We start from the raw sequence: 18,753 nt of genomic DNA, 5'->3' as shown, positions 1-18,753 counted from the left end.
ATATCAACCAATGACAATACACTAGGCCTTCATACCAAATTGATATGCCCTAAATGAACTTCAAACAAGTCGAAGCCTTCCGCGCCGTGATCTTGAGCGGCTCGATGACGGCAGCTGCCGAATCCCTGCACACCTCTCAACCGAACATCAGTCGGTTGATTGCGCAGCTGGAACGCAGCAGCGGATTCAAGCTGTTCGAACGGATGGGCGGACGCCTGTTACCCACAGATGAAGGTGCGGCGCTGTTCGCTGACGTCGAGCGGGCGTTCATCGGCCTGCAGAGTTTGCAGCGCTCGGCGGAGAACATTCGTCGAGTGGGCACGGGACAATTGCGCATCGGTGCCGTGCCTTCACTGTCATTGTCGGTATTGCCTCGGGTGGTCAAACGCTTCCGCGAGGAAAATCCGGACGTGGCGATTTCGCTGCACACCAGCGATTCGCCAATGGTCGCCCATTGGGCGGCGTCGCAGTTCTGCGACCTTGGGCTGGTGTCATACGTTGGCGAAGACATGCCCGGGGTGAACATCCGCGACATTTGCGACGTGCAGGGGGTTTGTGTGTTCCCCAAAGGACATCGACTCAGCACATTAGCCTCGGTGGGGCCGGACGATTTAAAAGGCGAGGAGTTTATTTCGCTGTCACAAAGCGACGGCTCACGCGCCCGTGTCGACCGGGCGTTTCCCGAGGATCGCAACCATCGAAAGTTGAATCTGGAAACGCCTTACGCAGCTACGGTCTGTTCACTGGTGGCGCTGGGGTTGGGGGTGAGCATCGTCAGCCCGATTGTTGCGCAGGAGTATTTGCACACGGGTATCGAGACGCGGCCGTTTTATCCACAGATCCGGTTTTCGACTTACTTGCTGCTGCCGGCGGATCGGCCGCAAAGCATGCTGACAAGGCGTTTTGGTGACCTGATCCATGAAATGCTCACCGAGGCGGCGAAGGATTGGCAGTGACGGTTGACGATGTAAAAAAGGGGAATCAGCGGTGGCTGATTCCCCTTTTGTACTGTGGATAACTTATTCCACCGTCACCGACTTCGCCAAATTGCGCGGCTGATCGACGTCTGTGCCTTTGAGCACGGCGACGTAGTACGACAGCAGCTGCAGCGGAATCGTGTAGAGAATCGGCGAGAGGATGTCGTGGATGTGCGGCATCTGTACAACATGAGTGCCTTCGCCATTGGTCATGCCTGCTTTCTCATCGGCAAACACCACCAATTCGCCGCCACGTGCGCGGACTTCCTGGAGGTTCGACTTGAGCTTTTCCAGCAATTCATTGTTCGGCGCCACAGTCACTACCGGCATGTCGTTATCCACAAGCGCCAGCGGGCCGTGTTTCAGTTCACCGGCCGGATAGGCTTCGGCGTGGATGTAGGAAATCTCTTTGAGCTTGAGGGCACCTTCCATCGCCACCGGGAATTGCGCGCCACGGCCAAGGAATAGAGTGTGGTTCTTTTCCGCGAACAGTTCGGCAACTTTTTCGACGGTGCTGTCCATCGCCAGGGCTTCACCCAAACGCGTTGGCAGGCGGCGCAGTTCTTCGACGAGGGTGGCTTCGATGCCCTCGGCCAATGTGCCGCGTACCTGACCGAGCGACAGCGTCAGCAGCAACAGGCCGACCAGTTGCGTGGTGAACGCTTTGGTCGAGGCCACGCCGATTTCGCGACCGGCCTGGGTCAGCAGGGTCAGGTCGGATTCGCGCACCAGCGAACTGATACCGACGTTGCAGATCGCCAGGCTCGCGAGGAAGCCGAGTTCTTTGGCGTTACGCAGCGCGGCTAGGGTGTCGGCGGTTTCGCCGGACTGGGAAATGGTCACGAACAAGGTATCTGGCTGCACCACGACTTTGCGGTAGCGAAACTCGCTCGCCACTTCGACCTGGCACGGAATGCCGGCCAGTTCTTCGAGCCAGTAACGGGCAACCATGCCGGCGTGATAACTGGTGCCACACGCGACGATCTGCACGTTGCGCACTTTGGCGAACAGCTCGGCGGCTTGCGGGCCAAAGGCTTGCACCAGCACTTGGTTCGGGCTGAGCCGACCTTCCAGCGTGCGTTGCACGACAGACGGTTGTTCGTGGATTTCCTTGAGCATGTAGTGACGGAACTCGCCTTTGTCGGCGGCTTCGGCGCCATCCGTGTACTGAACGGTCTGACGTTCGACGGCCTCGCCGTTCAGATCCCAGATCTGTACCTTCTCACGCTGGATTTCGGCGATATCGCCCTCTTCCAGGTACATGAAACGGTCGGTGACCTGGCGCAGCGCCAACTGGTCGGAGGCGAGGAAGTTCTCGCCCAGACCCAGACCAATCACCAATGGGCTGCCACTGCGGGCGGCGACCAGACGATCCGGTTGCTTGGCGCTGATCACGGCCAGACCGTAAGCGCCGTGCAGTTCCTGGACGGTGGCTTTGAGTGCCGCAGTCAAATCGGGAAGCTCTTTGAGCTTGTGGCTCAACAGGTGCGCAATGACTTCGGTGTCGGTGTCAGACGTGAACACGTAGCCCAAGCCTTTCAGTTGCTCACGCAGCGGTTCGTGGTTCTCGATGATGCCGTTGTGCACGATGGCCAGATCATCGGAAAACATCGGGTGAGCGTTACGTTCGCAAGGCGCGCCGTGAGTTGCCCAGCGAGTGTGGGCGATGCCCAGACGACCGACCAGTGGGTGTTCAGCAAGCGCCGCTTCCAGCTCGCTGACCTTGCCAGGACGGCGCATGCGCTCGAGCGTTTCCTCGTTGGTATACACCGCCACACCGGCGCTGTCATAGCCGCGGTATTCGAGACGCTTGAGGCCTTCGAGCAAGATAGCGGTGATGTTACGTTCTGCGACTGCGCCGACAATTCCACACATGCTTATGTCTCCTGATTGACTGCCGCGCAGATCAAGTTGATGCCGCGGGCCTGAATCTGATCGCGGGCCTGCTGAGGCAGGCGATCATCGGTAATGAGGGTATGGACGCTGCTCCAGGGCAGCTCCAGGTTAGGAATCTTGCGGCCGATCTTGTCGGCCTCGACCATCACGGTCACTTCTCGCGCCACGTCAGCCATCACCCGGCTGAGGCCGAGCAACTCGTTGAATGTCGTGGTGCCACGCACCAGGTCGATGCCATCGGCGCCGATGAACAGCTGGTCAAAGTCGTAAGAGCGTAGTACCTGCTCGGCGACCTGCCCCTGAAAGGATTCCGAATGCGGATCCCAGGTGCCGCCGGTCATCAGCAGCACAGGCTCGTGTTCGAGCTCGCTGAGAGCACTGGCAACGTGCAGGGAGTTGGTCATCACCACCAGACCGGGTTGGTGGCCCAGTTCGGGAATCATCGCGGCGGTGGTGCTGCCGCTGTCGATGATGATGCGGGCGTGCTCGCGGATGCGCTTGACGGCTGCGCGCGCAATGGCCTGTTTGTATTTCGAGACGCTCTGGCCGGGTTCCGCTACCAATTCCTGGGGCATGGTGATGGCGCCGCCGTATCGACGAAGCAGCAAACCATGGCTTTCTAGCGCCGCGAGATCCTTGCGGATCGTAACTTCCGAGGTTTCGAAGCGCTTGGCCAATTCATCCACGCTCACTTCGCCCTGCTCATTCAGCAAGGCAAGGATATTGTGGCGACGCTGTGGAGTATTGCGTTTCGACATGGCAGCTTAAGTTTCGATTCGAAAGATAACGGAAGCAATCAAAACCTATCGGCCCCCAATCGTCAATACGTCATGCAAAAAAAATCGCAACCTGCAGCCCCGTGTAGGAGCTGCCGAAGGCTGCGATCGTTTGATCTTGAAAAAGACTGTGGATAACTCAGGTTTTCTTGATCTTCTCCGGCCGCTTCCAGCCATCAATGTTCTTCTGCCGCGCCCGGCCAACAGCCAATTGCGCGATATCAACATTCTGCGTAATGGTCGAACCCGCCGCCGTGGTCGCACCGGACGAGATATCCACAGGCGCTACCAACGAGTTGTTGGAGCCGATGAACACGTCTTCACCCAGCACGGTTTTCCACTTGTTGGCACCGTCATAGTTGCAGGTGATGGTGCCCGCGCCGATGTTAGTGCGGGCGCCGACTTCGGCGTCACCCAAGTAAGTCAGGTGCCCAGCCTTGGCGCCTTCGCCCATGTGCGCGTTTTTCAGTTCAACGAAGTTACCCACATGGGCGCGAGCTTCGAGCACCGTGCCCGGACGCAAACGGGCGAACGGGCCGGCATCGCTGCCCTCGCCCATCACCGCGCCTTCGATATGGCTATTGGCTTTGATGACCACGCCTTTGCGCAGGGTGCTGTCCTTGATCACACAGTTAGGGCCGATTTCCACGTCATCTTCGATGACGACCTTGCCTTCCAGAATGACGTTGATATCAATCAGCACATCGCGACCGACGGTCACATCGCCGCGGACATCGAAGCGCGCCGGGTCACGCAGGGTCACGCCCTGGGCCATCAAACGACGGGCCGCGCGCAATTGGTAATGACGCTCCAGCTCGGAAAGTTGCTTGCGGTCGTTGGCGCCCTGCACTTCCATGGCGTCTTCGGGTTGCTCGGTGGCCACCACGAGTCCGTCATTGACTGCCATGGCGATCACGTCGGTCAGGTAATACTCGCCTTGTGCGTTGTTGTTGGACAGACGGCTCATCCAGTCGCTCATGCGCTGGAATGGCATCGCGAGGATACCGGTGTTGCCTTCGGTGATCGCGCGCTGGGCTTCGTTGGCGTCTTTTTGTTCGACGATGGCGGTGACCTTGCCGTCGGCGTCACGCACGATGCGGCCATAACCCGTCGGGTCGTCAAGTTTTACTGTCAGCAGACCCAACTGCTCCGGGCCAACTCGTTTGAGCAGGCGTTGCAAGGTGTCGACTTCGATCAACGGGACGTCGCCGTAGAGAATCAGCACCGTGTCGGACTCGATAAACGGCACGGCTTGCGCGACGGCGTGGCCCGTTCCGAGTTGTTTGTCCTGCAAGACGAAGTTCAGATCGTCAGCCGCCAGTCGCTCGCGCACCGCATCGGCACCGTGACCGATGACGACATGAATGCGTTGCGGCTCAAGCTGCCGAGCGCTGTGGATAACATGGCCAAGCATGGAATTGCCGGCAATCGGGTGAAGCACCTTGGGCAGCGCTGAACGCATGCGAGTGCCTTGACCGGCCGCGAGGATAACGATTTCAAGAGACATGACTGGCTACCAATCCTGGGTGGTCAGCGACTGCGACCGGGTTGTGAAAGTCGGAAAAGAAAAAAGGGTAGCCGAGGCTACCCTTTTTAATCAATCGCACAACAAGCGGCTGACGGATTAACCGCCAAACTTCTTGCGGATCTGCTGAACGGTGCGCAGCTGAGCTGCGGCCTCGGCCAGACGTGCGGCAGCGGCGCCGTAATCGAAATCCGCGCCTTTTTCGTGCAGGGCATTTTCGGCAGCCTTGAGAGCTGCTTGAGCCTGAGCTTCATCCAGGTCGGCAGCACGTTGCACAGTATCGGCAAGCACCTTGACCATGTTCGGCTGAACCTCGAGAAAACCACCGGAGATGTAAAACACCTCGGCTTCCCCGCCTTGCTTGATCAGGCGGATCGGACCTGGCTTCAGATTAGTGATCAGCGGCGCGTGACCCAGAGCGATACCAAGATCACCCAGTGCACCGTGCGCAATCACCATCTCGACCAGGCCGGAAAAGATTTCCCCTTCCGCGCTGACGATATCGCAATGGACTGTCATAGCCATCTGATTGCCTCAAACTAAAATTAGCGCCCGTTTCCGGGCGCCGGGATTACAGTTTCTTGGCTTTCTCGATCGCTTCTTCGATGCCGCCAACCATGTAGAACGCTTGTTCTGGCAGGTGGTCGTAGTCACCGTTGAGGATGCCTTTGAAGCCAGCAATGGTGTCTTTCAGGGAAACGTATTTACCCGAAGCACCGGTGAAGACTTCAGCCACGAAGAACGGCTGCGACAAGAAACGCTGGATCTTACGAGCACGGTTTACCAACTGCTTGTCGGCTTCCGACAGCTCGTCCATACCCAGGATCGCGATGATGTCCTTCAGTTCTTTGTAACGCTGCAGAACATACTGAACGCCGCGAGCGGTGTCGTAGTGTTCCTGGCCGATCACGTTCGGATCCAGCTGGCGCGAAGTCGAGTCCAGTGGATCTACCGCCGGGTAGATACCCAGGGAAGCGATGTCACGGGACAGAACGACGGTGGCGTCCAAGTGGGCGAAGGTGGTTGCTGGCGACGGGTCGGTCAAGTCATCCGCCGGTACGTATACCGCCTGGATCGAAGTGATCGAACCTTCCTTGGTCGAAGTGATACGTTCTTGCAGAACGCCCATCTCTTCAGCCAGGGTCGGCTGGTAACCTACTGCCGAAGGCATACGGCCCAGCAGCGCGGATACTTCAGTACCGGCCAGGGTGTAACGGTAGATGTTGTCGACGAACAGCAGAACGTCGTTACCTTCGTCACGGAACTTCTCGGCCATGGTCAGGCCGGTCAGTGCTACGCGCAGACGGTTACCCGGCGGCTCGTTCATCTGACCGTAAACCAGTGCCACTTTGTCCAGAACGTTGGAGTCCTTCATCTCGTGGTAGAAGTCGTTACCCTCACGAGTACGCTCACCCACACCAGCGAACACGGAATAACCGCTGTGCTCGATGGCGATGTTACGGATCAGTTCCATCATGTTTACGGTTTTGCCTACACCGGCACCACCGAACAGACCGACTTTACCGCCCTTGGCAAACGGGCAAACCAGGTCGATAACCTTGATGCCGGTTTCCAGCAGGTCGTTGCCGCCTGCCTGTTCAGCGAACGAAGGCGCTGGACGGTGAATGCCCCAACGCTCTTCGGTGTCGATTGGACCTGCTTCGTCGATCGGGTTGCCGAGGACGTCCATGATCCGGCCCAGGGTCGCTTTACCGACCGGTACGGAAATGGCAGCGCCGGAGTCGGAAACTTCCAGACCGCGCTTCAAGCCTTCGGTGGAACCCATCGCAATGGTACGAACCACGCCGTCGCCCAGCTGCTGCTGAACTTCCAGAGTGGTGCCGGCATCGCTTTTGACTTTCAAAGCGTTGTAGATGCTCGGTACGCTGTCGCGTGGAAATTCCACGTCGATAACGGCGCCGATGATTTGAACGATACGTCCGCTACTCATAGCTGGATCCTCTGAATATTTGAACCGTTAAACCGCGGCAGCGCCGCCGACGATTTCCGAGATCTCTTGGGTGATCGCAGCCTGACGCGCCTTGTTGTAGACCAGCTGCAAATCGCTGATCAAATCACCGGCGTTGTCGGTAGCGTTCTTCATCGCGATCATCCGCGCAGCTTGTTCGGCCGCGTTGTTCTCGACCACCGCCTGGTAGACCTGCGACTCCACGTAACGGACCATCAAGCCGTCCAGCAGCTCCTTGGCATCCGGTTCGTAGAGATAGTCCCAGTGGTGCTTGAGTTCTTGATCCGGGGTTGCCACCAGCGGAACCAATTGCTCCACGGTAGGCTGTTGCGTCATGGTGTTGATGAACTTGTTGGACACCACGGACAAGCGGTCAATACGGCCGTCCAGGTAAGCATCCAGCATCACTTTGACGCTACCGATCAGATCATTGATCGACGGCTCTTCACCCAGGTGGCTGATAGCTGCTACGACGTTGCCGCCGAAGTTGCGGAAGAAAGCCGCACCCTTGCTACCAATCACACACAGATCAATCTCGACGCCGTTTTCGCGGTTTACCGCCATGTCCTTGACCAGGGCCTTGAACAGGTTGGTATTCAAGCCGCCGCACAAACCACGGTCACTGCTCACGACGACATAACCGACACGCTTTACTTCACGGTCGATCATGAACGGGTGGCGGTATTCCGGGTTGGCGTTGGCCAGATGCCCAATAACCTGGCGGATACGCTCCGCATAAGGACGGCTAGCAGCCATGCGCATTTGTGCCTTGCGCATTTTGCTGACCGCCACTTTTTCCATGGCGCTGGTAATCTTTTGCGTGCTTTTGATGCTCGCAATCTTACTGCGAATCTCTTTTGCGCCTGCCATGTAACACCTATCAGGTTAGCAAGCGGGAGCCTCGCGGCTCCCGCTGCGGCTTACCAGGTTTGGGTGGCCTTGAACTTCTCGATACCGGCTTTCATGCCAGCGTCGATTTCGTCATTGAAGTCACCTTTCACGTTGATCTTGGCCATCAAATCGGCGTGATCGCGGTTGAAGAAAGCGATCAGCGCTTGTTCGAAGCTGCCAACCTTGGTGATTTCAACGTCAGTCAGGAACCCACGCTCAGCGGCATACAGCGACAGCGCCATGTCAGCGATCGACATTGGGGCATATTGCTTCTGCTTCATCAGCTCGGTAACGCGCTGACCATGCTCAAGTTGCTTACGGGTCGCTTCGTCCAGATCAGAAGCGAACTGGGCGAATGCCGCCAGTTCACGGTACTGAGCCAGAGCGGTACGGATACCACCGGAAAGCTTCTTGATGATCTTGGTCTGAGCGGCACCACCCACACGGGATACCGAAACACCGGCGTTCACTGCAGGGCGGATGCCCGAGTTGAACATGGCCGATTCCAGGAAGATCTGACCGTCGGTGATGGAAATCACGTTGGTCGGAACGAACGCGGAAACGTCGCCAGCCTGGGTTTCGATGATCGGCAGTGCGGTCAGGGAACCGGTTTTGCCGGTCACTGCGCCGTTGGTGAACTTCTCTACGTATTCTTCCGAAACGCGGGATGCGCGCTCCAGCAGACGGGAGTGGAGATAGAACACGTCACCTGGGTAAGCTTCACGGCCTGGTGGACGGCGCAGCAGCAGGGAAATCTGGCGGTAAGCCACTGCTTGCTTGGACAGATCGTCATAAACGATCAGCGCGTCTTCACCGCGGTCGCGGAAGAATTCACCCATGGTGCAGCCGGAGTACGGTGCCAGGAATTGCAGCGCAGGAGATTCCGAAGCACTGGCAGCCACGATGATCGTGTTGGCCAGGGCGCCGTTCTCTTCCAGCTTGCGAACCACGTTGGCGATGGTCGATTGCTTCTGACCGATTGCCACGTAGACGCAGAAAATGCCGCTGTTCTTCTGGTTGATGATCGCGTCGATCGCCAGAGCGGTTTTACCGATCTGACGGTCACCGATGATCAGCTCACGCTGGCCACGGCCGACAGGGATCATGGCATCGACAGCCTTGTAGCCAGTCTGTACAGGCTGGTCTACCGACTTACGCCAGATCACGCCCGGTGCAACTTTCTCGACCGCGTCGGTCTCGGTGTTGCCCAGTGGACCTTTGCCGTCAACAGGATTACCCAGTGCGTCGACTACGCGACCCAGCAGTTCCTTACCAACAGGAACTTCGAGGATGCGGCCGGTGCACTTGGCGCTCATGCCTTCAGCCAGTGACTGGTAAGCGCCCAATACAACGGCACCTACGGAGTCTTGCTCCAGGTTGAGGGCCATACCGTAGACGCCGCCCGGAAAATCGATCATCTCGCCGTACATGACGTCGGCCAGACCGTGAATCCGCACGATGCCGTCAGATACGCTGACGACAGTGCCTTCGTTACGGGCTTGGGAGGTCACATCGAGTTTGTCGATGCGGCCCTTGATAATTTCACTTATTTCGGAAGGATTGAGTTGCTGCATTGCTCTGCTGCCCCTTCAAACTCAAGATTTCAATGCTTCGGCAAGTTTCGCGATTTTGCCGCGAATCGAGCCATCGATAACCAGGTCGCCGGCGCGGATTACGACACCACCTATAAGGGCAGCATCCTCCGCAACTTGCAGGCGCACTTCCCGGTTGAGTCGTGCACTGAGAACCTTGGCGAGTTTGTCTTGCTGTTCTTGGTTCAATGCAAAAGCACTGGTCACTTCAACGTCTACCGATTTCTCTTGTTCGGCCTTGTACAGGTCAAACAGAGCGGCAATCTCCGGCAGAAGCAGGAGACGGTCGTTTTCGGCAACGACGTTAATGAAGTTCTGAGCCTTGGCATCAAACTTGTCGCCGCACACGTCAATGAACGTGGCGGCCTTTTCTGCGCTCGTCAGTCGCGGGGCCTTGAGCACGCGCTGCAAGGTGTCATCTTGTGACACCGCTGCAGCCAGGCCGAGCATGGCTGACCAATTGGCCAGTTGCTGGTGGGCCTGAGCGTGCTCGAAGGCCGCCTTAGCGTAAGGTCGGGCCAACGTGGTCAGTTCTGCCATGATCGCCCTCGCTTAGATTTCAGCAGCCAGTTGGTTAACCAGCTCTGCGTGCGCGTTTTGATCGATTGTGGCACCCAGGATCTTCTCGGCGCCGCCGACAGCCAGCAAGCCCACTTGGGCACGCAGCTTGTCTTTGACACTGTTCAGTTCCTGTTCGATCTCGGCTTGAGCCTGAACCTTCACACGGTCAGCGTCGACACGGGCTTTTTCAACAGCCTCTTCGACAATCTGGTTACCGCGTTTCTTGGCTTGCTCGATGATTTCAGCTGCCTGAGCTTTCGCTTCGCGCAGTTGCTGACCCGCTTTCTCTTGGGCCAACTCCAGGTCGCGAGCTGCACGGCTGGCAGCGTCCAGACCATCAGCGATCTTCTTTTGACGTTCGTGCAGAGCCGCGATGACCGGAGGCCATACGAACTTCATGCAGAACAGTACAAAAATCAGGAACGCAACGGACTGGCCAATCAGGGTCGCATTAATGTTCACGCCAACACCTCGCAGTTACGTTGTCCATCACACCAAATCACTCGGAAATCCGAATGATCAGCCAGCGATCTGACCAACGAACGGGTTCGCAAAGGTGAAGAACAGAGCGATACCAACACCGATCATGGTTACGGCGTCGAGCAGACCGGCAACGATGAACATTTTAACTTGCAGCATTGGAACCATTTCTGGCTGACGCGCTGCGCCTTCCAGGAACTTGCCGCCCAGCAGGCCGAAACCAATTGCGGTACCCAGTGCGCCCAGGCCGATCAACAGTGCAACAGCGATAGCGGTTAGACCAACTACAGTTTCCATCTTTCCTCCCGACTTTTACGTCGTATGGTTTAGGTTTTTTTAATTTAAAGCGGTAAAACAAATCGTTTCAGAGGCCCCGAAGAGCCCGCCTCCCGTTTGACCGGGAGGCACATCAGACTAGTCGAAACCGGTCTTAATGGTTTTCTTCGTGCGCCATCGACAGATAGACGATGGTCAACATCATGAAGATGAACGCCTGCAGCGTGATGATCAGGATGTGGAACACAGCCCACGCCCACTGCAGAACAACGCCCAGGCCACTGAGCCAGAGCAGACCGCTGCCGAACATCACGGCGATCAGAATGAACACCAGCTCACCGGCATACATGTTGCCGAACAGACGCAGAGCCAGAGAAATCGGCTTGGCGATCAGGGTCACGAATTCCAGCAGGAAGTTCACCGGGATCAGCAGAGCCTGAACGAAGATGTTCTTGCTGCCGAACGGGTGCAGGGTCAATTCGCCGATGAAGCCGCCGATGCCCTTGACCTTGATGCTGTAGAAAATGATCAGCGCGAAAACCGAGAGCGCCATGCCCAGCGTCGCGTTCGGGTCGGTGGTCGACACGGCACGGAACGGGATGTGTTGATCGCCGGAGATCAGGATGGCCAACTGAGGAATCCAGTCGACCGGAATCAGGTCAACGGCGTTCATCAGGAACACCCAGACGAAGATGGTCAGTGCCAGCGGCGCAATCACCGGGCTACGGCCATGGAAGCTGTCTTTCACGCTGCCATCGACGAATTCGACCAATACTTCAACGAAGTTCTGCAAAGCACCTGGCTGACCGGAAGTCGCCTTCTTTGCCGCCATGCGGAAAAGAAAAACGAAGATCAGACCCAATGCGACCGACCAGCCGAGGGTATCGACGTGGAAAGCCCAGAAACCCATTTCTTTGGCTTCTGCTGCGGTGTGGGCAAAGCCCCAGCCGCCGTTGGGTAGCTGACCGAAGGTCAGGTTCTGCAAGTGGTGCTGGATATAGCCCGAAGCGGTTGTCTCTGCCATGGTTGCCTCAAACGCCCTAAGGTCTCGAAAGTCTTGTTCTCATCAGCAGGGGAGCGAACCAGCTGACTGACTGAGTCAGCACGAAGACGCCGAATACTGCGATCGGCGCCAATGGCTTCACACCTGCGAACACCAGCGCAAAAAGCACTGCTGTCAAAATCAGTTTGCCTGCCTCGCCGGCATAAAAAGACCGGACGATGGACTGGGCTGCTCGGGCGCCGGAAAACCGAAATGCCTTGTGAGCGAAATACACATTGGGCAGCAAGGCTATCAGGCCTCCGCAAAGTCCCGAGTATCCGGCGACGACTCCATGCCATTGCCAAAGCGCCAAGGCAGCAATGAGCAAAACGACAAATTGAGCCATCAACACCGGAAAAACTGCCATGCGATGGAAGGGCAAGCGGTTTGGCGTGCGGGTTTCCATCACTGTTGCTCTCCAATGGTCGGCTGCCGAAATTCAATAACTTGGCATAATTTGTGCCGACAAAATGCGCGCAGAGTATAGGGGCGGTTCTGCCCCTATTCAACTGTCAGGTAGTGATTTCCGACTGCGCGCTACATGAGGAAATGTTTCAGCGGATGTGCGCGAGCACACCCTGAAGCTCATCGAGGGAGTTGTAACCGATCACCAATTGCCCCTTGCCCTTCTTCCCGTGGCGGATCTGCACCGCAGAGCCTAGGCGCTCGGCCAGGCGCTGTTCGAGGCGGGCGATGTCCGGATCGGTCTTGGCCGGTTCAACAGGCTCCGGTTTGCCGCTCAACCACTGACGAACCAGTGCCTCAGTTTGGCGCACGGTCAGCCCGCGTGCGACAACATGTCGCGCCCCTTCAACCTGTTGATTTTCCGGCAAACCAAGCAAGGCACGAGCGTGACCCATTTCCAGGTCGCCGTGGGACAGCATGGTTTTGATAACTTCGGGTAGTGCAATAAGCCGCAACAGGTTAGCCACAGTGACCCGGGATTTACCCACAGCCTCGGCAACCTGCTGCTGAGTCAGCTGAAATTCCTGCTGGAGACGCTGCAATGCGATCGCTTCTTCGATCGGGTTGAGGTCTTCACGCTGAATGTTCTCGATCAGCGCCATGGCGATCGCGGTTTCATCGGGCACATCGCGCACCATCGCCGGGATGGTTTCCTGGCCAGCCTGCTGGCTCGCGCGCCAGCGCCGTTCACCGGCGATGATTTCAAAGCGGCCATTGCCGATCGGGCGCACCACAATCGGCTGCATGATCCCTTGCGCCTTGATTGAATTCGCCAGTTCTTCCAGCGCCTGCGGATCCATGTCCCGGCGCGGCTGGTATTTGCCGCGCTGGATCAGATCCAGAGGCAGGTGCTGCAACTCGCGTTGATCAGCCTGCACCGCCTGCTCTTCCAGCGAACTGACGGTCGGACCGCTCAGCAGTGCATCCAGTCCTCGTCCGAGACCTCGTTTCTTGACGGCCATGGGGATTCCTTAAGTTGGCAGAGCGGCGGCGACGCGTGAATTTTTGCGCTGACGGCGAACCATTTCGCCGGCCAGGGCCAGATAAGCCAGCGCACCACGCGACTGCTTGTCGTAAGCCAGCGCCGGCATGCCGTAACTCGGTGCTTCGGCCAAGCGGATGTTGCGCGGAATCACCGTGTCATACAGCTGATCGCCGAAATGTTCCTTGAGCTGGGCCGAGACATCGTTCATCAGGCTCAAGCGCGGGTCGTACATGGTGCGCAGCAGACCTTCAACCTTGAGGTTCGGGTTTAGCAATTCAGCGATGCGCTTGATGTTATCCACAAGGTCGCTCAGGCCTTCGAGCGCAAAGTACTCGCATTGCATGGGGATAATCACCCCATCGGCGGCGACCAAGGCGTTCAGCGTGAGCATCGACAGCGACGGTGGGCAGTCGATCAGGATGTAATCGTAGTTCTCCCGAACCGGCGCCAGCGCGCTGCGCAAGCGGCTCTCTTTCATCTGCATTTCCAGCAGAACGACTTCGGCCGCCGTCAGGTCACGGTTGGCCGGCAGCAATTGATAGCCGCCGTGCTCGGAATACTGCATGGCCTGCATCAAATCGCATTCACCGATCAGCAGATCGTAAACCGAGTTTTCCAGGCCATGTTTATCCACACCGCTACCCATGGTGGCGTTGCCCTGTGGATCGAGATCGATCAACAGCACCCTACGCTTGGTCGCGACCAGGGATGCTGCGAGGTTGATGCAGGTGGTGGTCTTGCCCACACCGCCCTTTTGGTTCGCTATCGCGAATACCTTAGCCATTCTTGCTTGTGTTCCCAATCATGCCGTGCGGCGCAGTATCAGCAGATGGCGTTGGCCTTGGCAACCGGGTACGGCCAAGGCATGTTCGCTATCGAGGTGGAAGTCTGCCGGCAATGCTACCAGCTCATCGGTCGGATGAACGCCCTTCATTGCCAACCAGCGCGTATCGGCATCGCCGAGGTGGCGAGTCCAGTTCGAAAAGTTCTCCATGCTGCTGAACGCCCGGGAAATAATCCCGTTGAATGGTTGAGCAGGCTGAAAAGCTTCGACGCGACTGTGGATAACTTGCAGGTTATCGAGCTTGAGTTCGAGTTTTACCTGCGTGAGGAAGCGGGTCTTCTTGCCGTTGCTGTCCAGGCAGGTCACGCGCGAGTCCGGAAACAGGATCGCCAATGGAATCCCCGGCATGCCGCCGCCGCTGCCAACGTCGAGCCAGCGACCGTTCTCGATAAACGACATCACGCTCAGACTGTCGAGCAAATGCCGCGAGACCATTTCGTCTGGATCGCGCACGGCCGTCAGGTTGTAGGCCTGATTCCACTTGATCAACAGGGCCAGATAACCCAACAGCAATGCATGCTGGGTTTCGCTGAGGTTTATACCGAGCGCGCCGGCTCCTGTGGATAACTCTTCGGCGTGTTGCGAAGTGACCTTAGCACTCAAGCGCTTTGCTCCAACTGACGGCCCGCGCCGCGTTTTTTCAAATGAATCATCAAAAGTGAAATCGCTGCCGGGGTCACGCCTGGAATCCGCGAAGCCTGACCGAGCGTCTCCGGACGAGTTGAGCCGAGCTTGCTCTGGATCTCCTTGGAGAGACCGGAAATATTGGAGTAATCGATATCCACAGGCAGCTTCGTGTCTTCACTGGCGCGCAGACGGGCGATTTCGTCCTGTTGACGGTCGATGTAACCGGCATATTTGGTTTTGATCTCGACCTGCTCGGCGACCTGTGGATCTTCTGCGCCATTGCCAGTCACCTCGACCAGGCCAGCGTAGTCGATTTCCGGACGGCTCAAGAGGTTGAGCAAGTTGTACTCGTGGGTCAGCGGCGTGCCGAATTTCTCGGCAATGGCATTGCCCTGTTGCGTATTCGGACGAACCCAGGTGCTTTTCAGGCGCTGTTCTTCCAGCTCGATGCTCTCGCGTTTCTTGCAGAAGGCCGCCCAACGCGCGTCATCGACCAGACCGAGCTCACGACCTTTTTCGGTCAGACGCAGATCGGCGTTGTCCTCTCGCAGAATCAGGCGGTACTCGGCGCGAGACGTGAACATCCGGTAAGGCTCTTGGGTACCAAGGGTGATCAGATCGTCAACCAACACCCCGATGTACGCCTCATCGCGACGCGGGCACCAGGCTTCTTTGCCTTTGGCGCGTAATGCAGCGTTAGCGCCGGCGAGCAAACCTTGAGCGCCGGCTTCTTCGTAACCGGTGGTGCCGTTGATTTGCCCGGCAAAGAACAGACCGCCGATGACTTTGGTTTCGAGGCTGTACTTCAGGTCGCGCGGATCGAAGTAGTCGTACTCGATCGCATAACCCGGACGCACGATGTGCGCGTTTTCCATGCCTCGGATCGATTGCACGATCTGCAATTGCACGTCGAACGGCAAGCTTGTGGATATCCCGTTCGGGTACAGCTCGTGAGTGGTCAAACCTTCCGGTTCGATGAAGACCTGATGGCTTTCCTTGTCGGCAAAGCGGTGGATTTTGTCTTCAATCGACGGGCAATAGCGCGGACCGATGCCCTCGATCTCGCCGGCAGCCGAATACATCGGCGAACGGTCGAGGTTCGCGGCAATGATTTCGTGGGTGCGCGCGTTCGTGTGGGTAATCCAGCAACTGACTTGCCGTGGATGCTGTTCCTTGTTGCCCATGAACGACATCACCGGGATCGGCGTATCACCCGGTTGCTCGGACATCACCGAGAAATCCACCGAGCGGCCATCAATACGCGGCGGCGTACCGGTTTTCAGGCGACCCACACGCAATGGCAACTCACGAAGACGGTGTGCAAGGGCAATCGATGGTGGGTCACCGGCGCGGCCGCCGGAAAAATTCTGCAAACCGATGTGGATAAGTCCACCGAGGAACGTACCGGTGGTCAATACCACGGAATCGGCGAAGAACCGCAGACCCATTTGCGTGACAACACCGCGTACTTGTTCCTGCTCGACGATCAAATCATCCGCAGCCTGTTGAAATATCCACAGGTTCGGCTGATTTTCGAGGATTTCGCGGACGGCGGCCTTGTAGAGAATACGGTCAGCTTGCGCACGAGTCGCCCGCACCGCCGGGCCTTTACGGCTGTTCAATACGCGAAACTGAATGCCGCCCATATCGGTAGCCGTTGCCATCGCGCCGCCGAGGGCATCGATTTCCTTGACCAGATGGCTTTTGCCGATGCCACCGATAGCCGGGTTGCAACTCATGGCACCGAGGGTTTCCACGTTATGCGTCAGCAACAGGGTTTTTGCACCCATGCGTGCTGAGGCCAGTGCTGCCTCGGTACCGGCATGACCGCCGCCGATGACGATCACTTCAAAACGGGAAGGGAAATCCACCACGCACCTCGTGCCTGCTTAAGTAGGTCAATTCAGGAAAATTTGAGATCAGGTTCTGAACCTGGTCGGCAAGTATAGGGACTTCGCCCTTCCTAAAGAACCCTTTGCACAAAATTTAACCAGCTGTGGAGAACTTGCGGTTAAAAAAATAAAAAAGAAAGAAATTTATAAAATCTTTGTTTTTATGTTTATTTTTACAGAGGCAACGATCTGTGGATAGAACGCTGTAAGCCTTGTTTTTCAATGTGTACAGAGATTCAAAACCCTGTGGCCATGTACCGCTGAGGCCTTTGGATAACCAGTCTAAGCCTGTGGATGAAAGGGGTGGTTATCCACAGAGCCAGTTATATCCAGTTTTAAGGCCCGGTTATCAACTGATCTCAGAGCCAGTTATTCACAGGGCTTAATCCATAGAAAATGGTTGGTTCCAGAATTTTCGGGCAGCCAAAACCGCTCGTACTGATGCCTCAGTCGAGCAAATGAAAAGGGATTTTCAAATATGGGAAACAAAAACGGGCCACGAATGGGCCCGTTTGAGTACAGCGGTCAGGTCACTTTCCGATACAGAAGCTGGAAAAAATTCGTCCCAGCAGATCATCGGAACTGAATGCACCGGTAATCTCACCCAGTGAATGCTGTGCCTGACGTAAATCTTCGGCCAACAGTTCGCCGGCACCCGCCAGGGTCAATTGCGCGCGACCGTGCTCAAGCGCCGAGCTGGCGTGACGCAGCGCTTCCAAATGCCGGCGGCGCGCACTGAAGCTGCTTTCCGACGTCTGCTCATAGCCCATGCAGGCCTTGAGGTGATCGCGCAACAGCTCCAGGCCTTCACCGGCGGACTTTGCACTGAGACTGATGGTGACGTGGCCATCGTCGCTGACCTCCATTTCCATGGCTTCACCGGTGAGATCGGCTTTATTGCGAATCAGCGTGACCTTGGCTGGATCGGGCCGGGTTTCGAGGAATTCCGGCCATAGCGCAAAAGGATCAGCCGCTTCCGGAGCCGTCGCATCAACCACCAACAGCACACGATCCGCTTCGCTGATGGCTCTCAAAGCCCGCTCAACGCCGATTTTTTCAACTTGGTCGTCGGTATCGCGTAGGCCCGCGGTGTCCACCACATGGAGGGGCATTCCGTCGATGTGGATATGTTCACGAAGAATGTCCCGGGTGGTGCCGGCAATTTCGGTAACGATCGCGGCTTCACGACCCGCCAATGCATTCAACAAGCTGGATTTTCCGGCATTCGGACGACCCGCAATGACTACGGTCATCCCATCACGCAGCAATGCACCCTGCCCGGCTTCGCGCAGAACAGTGGATAACTCGTCGCGAACCTTATCCAGCATGCTCAGCACGTGACCATCGGCGAGGAAGTCGATTTCTTCCTCGGGAAAGTCAATGGCGGCTTCGACGTAGATGCGCAGGCCAATCAACTGTTCCGTGAGGTTATGCACACGTTGGGAAAACGCACCCTGCAATGAACGTAGGGCATTGCGTGCGGCCTGTGCAGAACTCGCTTCGATCAGGTCGGCGATGGCTTCGGCCTGGGCCAGGTCGAGTTTGTCGTTGAGGAACGCGCGCTCGCTGAACTCTCCCGGCCGGGCCAAACGGCAACCAAGTTCCAGGCAGCGTTTGAGCAACATATCGAGAACGATCGGGCCGCCGTGGCCTTGCAGTTCCAGCACGTCTTCACCGGTGAAAGAGTTTGGGCCGGGAAAATACAGCGCCAGGCCTTCATCAAGCACCTGCTGTTCGTCACTGAAGAATGGACCGTAATGGGCATATCGCGGTTTCAGTTCTCGACCGCTGATGGCCTTGGCGGCAACACCGGCCAATGGCCCGGAAATGCGCACGATGCCGACGCCGCCACGGCCCTGTGCGGTTGCGACGGCAGCAATGGTTTCACGAGGTACGCTCATAAACCGGTATCCAGACAAAATGGCAGATAGCAAAACGCCCCACTAGGGGGCGTT

At 57.2% G+C, this 18,753-nt stretch carries 18 protein-coding genes; 1 reads left to right on the top strand and 17 read right to left on the bottom strand.

From position 1 onward, the window contains the following. Positions 1-53 precede the first annotated feature (53 nt). A complete protein-coding gene (locus GIW69_RS06730) occupies positions 54-956 on the top strand; it encodes a LysR substrate-binding domain-containing protein (RefSeq protein WP_236481352.1) in 903 nt (300 codons plus the stop codon). A gap of 63 nt (positions 957-1,019) precedes the next feature. On the opposite strand, the gene glmS is transcribed toward GIW69_RS06730, so the two are convergent. The 17 genes from glmS to mnmE all read right to left on the bottom strand — a co-directional run bounded on the left by glmS (position 1,020) and on the right by mnmE (position 18,699). Then, positions 1,020-2,852: a glutamine--fructose-6-phosphate transaminase (isomerizing) gene (glmS, locus tag GIW69_RS06725; protein WP_236481351.1), complete on the bottom strand. Its 1,833-nt coding sequence runs from the start codon at positions 2,850-2,852 to the stop codon at positions 1,020-1,022. 2 nt (positions 2,853-2,854) lie between these two features. Next, positions 2,855-3,631, bottom strand: coding sequence for a DeoR family transcriptional regulator (locus GIW69_RS06720; protein WP_236481350.1), 777 nt, complete (start codon positions 3,629-3,631; stop codon positions 2,855-2,857). 157 nt (positions 3,632-3,788) lie between these two features. Beyond that, positions 3,789-5,156 (bottom strand): bifunctional UDP-N-acetylglucosamine diphosphorylase/glucosamine-1-phosphate N-acetyltransferase GlmU, encoded by a 1,368-nt coding sequence (gene glmU, locus GIW69_RS06715; protein WP_236481349.1) that lies wholly within the window; start codon positions 5,154-5,156, stop codon positions 3,789-3,791. A 117-nt stretch (positions 5,157-5,273) separates the two neighbouring features. Continuing rightward, complete coding sequence (locus GIW69_RS06710; RefSeq protein WP_236481348.1) at positions 5,274-5,699, bottom strand: F0F1 ATP synthase subunit epsilon; 426 nt, start codon at positions 5,697-5,699, stop codon at positions 5,274-5,276. Positions 5,700-5,745: 46 nt separating this feature from the next. Further along, positions 5,746-7,125 (bottom strand): F0F1 ATP synthase subunit beta, encoded by a 1,380-nt coding sequence (gene atpD, locus GIW69_RS06705; protein ID WP_236481347.1) that lies wholly within the window; start codon positions 7,123-7,125, stop codon positions 5,746-5,748. 27 nt (positions 7,126-7,152) lie between these two features. Further along, on the bottom strand, positions 7,153-8,013 hold the full coding sequence (gene atpG, locus GIW69_RS06700; RefSeq protein ID WP_207260047.1) for a F0F1 ATP synthase subunit gamma: 861 nt from the start codon (positions 8,011-8,013) through the stop codon (positions 7,153-7,155). 50 nt (positions 8,014-8,063) lie between these two features. Next, positions 8,064-9,608, bottom strand: coding sequence for a F0F1 ATP synthase subunit alpha (gene atpA, locus GIW69_RS06695; RefSeq protein ID WP_236481346.1), 1,545 nt, complete (start codon positions 9,606-9,608; stop codon positions 8,064-8,066). A gap of 21 nt (positions 9,609-9,629) precedes the next feature. After that, entirely contained in the window at positions 9,630-10,166 is a 537-nt protein-coding gene (locus GIW69_RS06690) for a F0F1 ATP synthase subunit delta (protein ID WP_236481345.1), read from the bottom strand. Between the two features lie 12 nt (positions 10,167-10,178). Continuing rightward, complete coding sequence (locus tag GIW69_RS06685; RefSeq protein ID WP_007954149.1) at positions 10,179-10,649, bottom strand: F0F1 ATP synthase subunit B; 471 nt, start codon at positions 10,647-10,649, stop codon at positions 10,179-10,181. Between the two features lie 57 nt (positions 10,650-10,706). Further along, positions 10,707-10,964 carry a F0F1 ATP synthase subunit C gene (gene atpE / locus GIW69_RS06680; RefSeq protein WP_003097235.1) on the bottom strand — a complete coding sequence of 86 codons (258 nt, stop codon included), beginning with the start codon at positions 10,962-10,964 and terminating at the stop codon, positions 10,707-10,709. Positions 10,965-11,097: 133 nt separating this feature from the next. Further along, positions 11,098-11,967: a F0F1 ATP synthase subunit A gene (gene atpB / locus GIW69_RS06675; protein WP_236481344.1), complete on the bottom strand. Its 870-nt coding sequence runs from the start codon at positions 11,965-11,967 to the stop codon at positions 11,098-11,100. Positions 11,968-11,983: 16 nt separating this feature from the next. After that, positions 11,984-12,391, bottom strand: coding sequence for a F0F1 ATP synthase subunit I (locus tag GIW69_RS06670; protein ID WP_236481343.1), 408 nt, complete (start codon positions 12,389-12,391; stop codon positions 11,984-11,986). Between the two features lie 148 nt (positions 12,392-12,539). Continuing rightward, complete coding sequence (locus GIW69_RS06665) at positions 12,540-13,412, bottom strand: ParB/RepB/Spo0J family partition protein (protein WP_236481342.1); 873 nt, start codon at positions 13,410-13,412, stop codon at positions 12,540-12,542. A gap of 9 nt (positions 13,413-13,421) precedes the next feature. Beyond that, positions 13,422-14,219 carry a ParA family protein gene (locus GIW69_RS06660; RefSeq protein WP_236481341.1) on the bottom strand — a complete coding sequence of 266 codons (798 nt, stop codon included), beginning with the start codon at positions 14,217-14,219 and terminating at the stop codon, positions 13,422-13,424. 18 nt (positions 14,220-14,237) lie between these two features. Next, complete coding sequence (gene rsmG, locus GIW69_RS06655) at positions 14,238-14,882, bottom strand: 16S rRNA (guanine(527)-N(7))-methyltransferase RsmG (RefSeq protein ID WP_236481340.1); 645 nt, start codon at positions 14,880-14,882, stop codon at positions 14,238-14,240. Beyond that, a complete protein-coding gene (mnmG, locus tag GIW69_RS06650) occupies positions 14,879-16,777 on the bottom strand; it encodes a tRNA uridine-5-carboxymethylaminomethyl(34) synthesis enzyme MnmG (RefSeq protein ID WP_236481339.1) in 1,899 nt (632 codons plus the stop codon). Before mnmG ends, rsmG begins: the two co-directional genes overlap by 4 nt. A gap of 551 nt (positions 16,778-17,328) precedes the next feature. Then, positions 17,329-18,699 carry a tRNA uridine-5-carboxymethylaminomethyl(34) synthesis GTPase MnmE gene (mnmE, locus tag GIW69_RS06645; RefSeq protein ID WP_236481338.1) on the bottom strand — a complete coding sequence of 457 codons (1,371 nt, stop codon included), beginning with the start codon at positions 18,697-18,699 and terminating at the stop codon, positions 17,329-17,331. Positions 18,700-18,753: the final 54 nt, after the last annotated feature.

The organism is Pseudomonas syringae (assembly GCF_021605415.1).
Lineage (GTDB): Bacteria > Pseudomonadota > Gammaproteobacteria > Pseudomonadales > Pseudomonadaceae > Aquipseudomonas > Aquipseudomonas syringae_S.
This window is presented reverse-complemented; position numbering and strand designations above follow the sequence as displayed.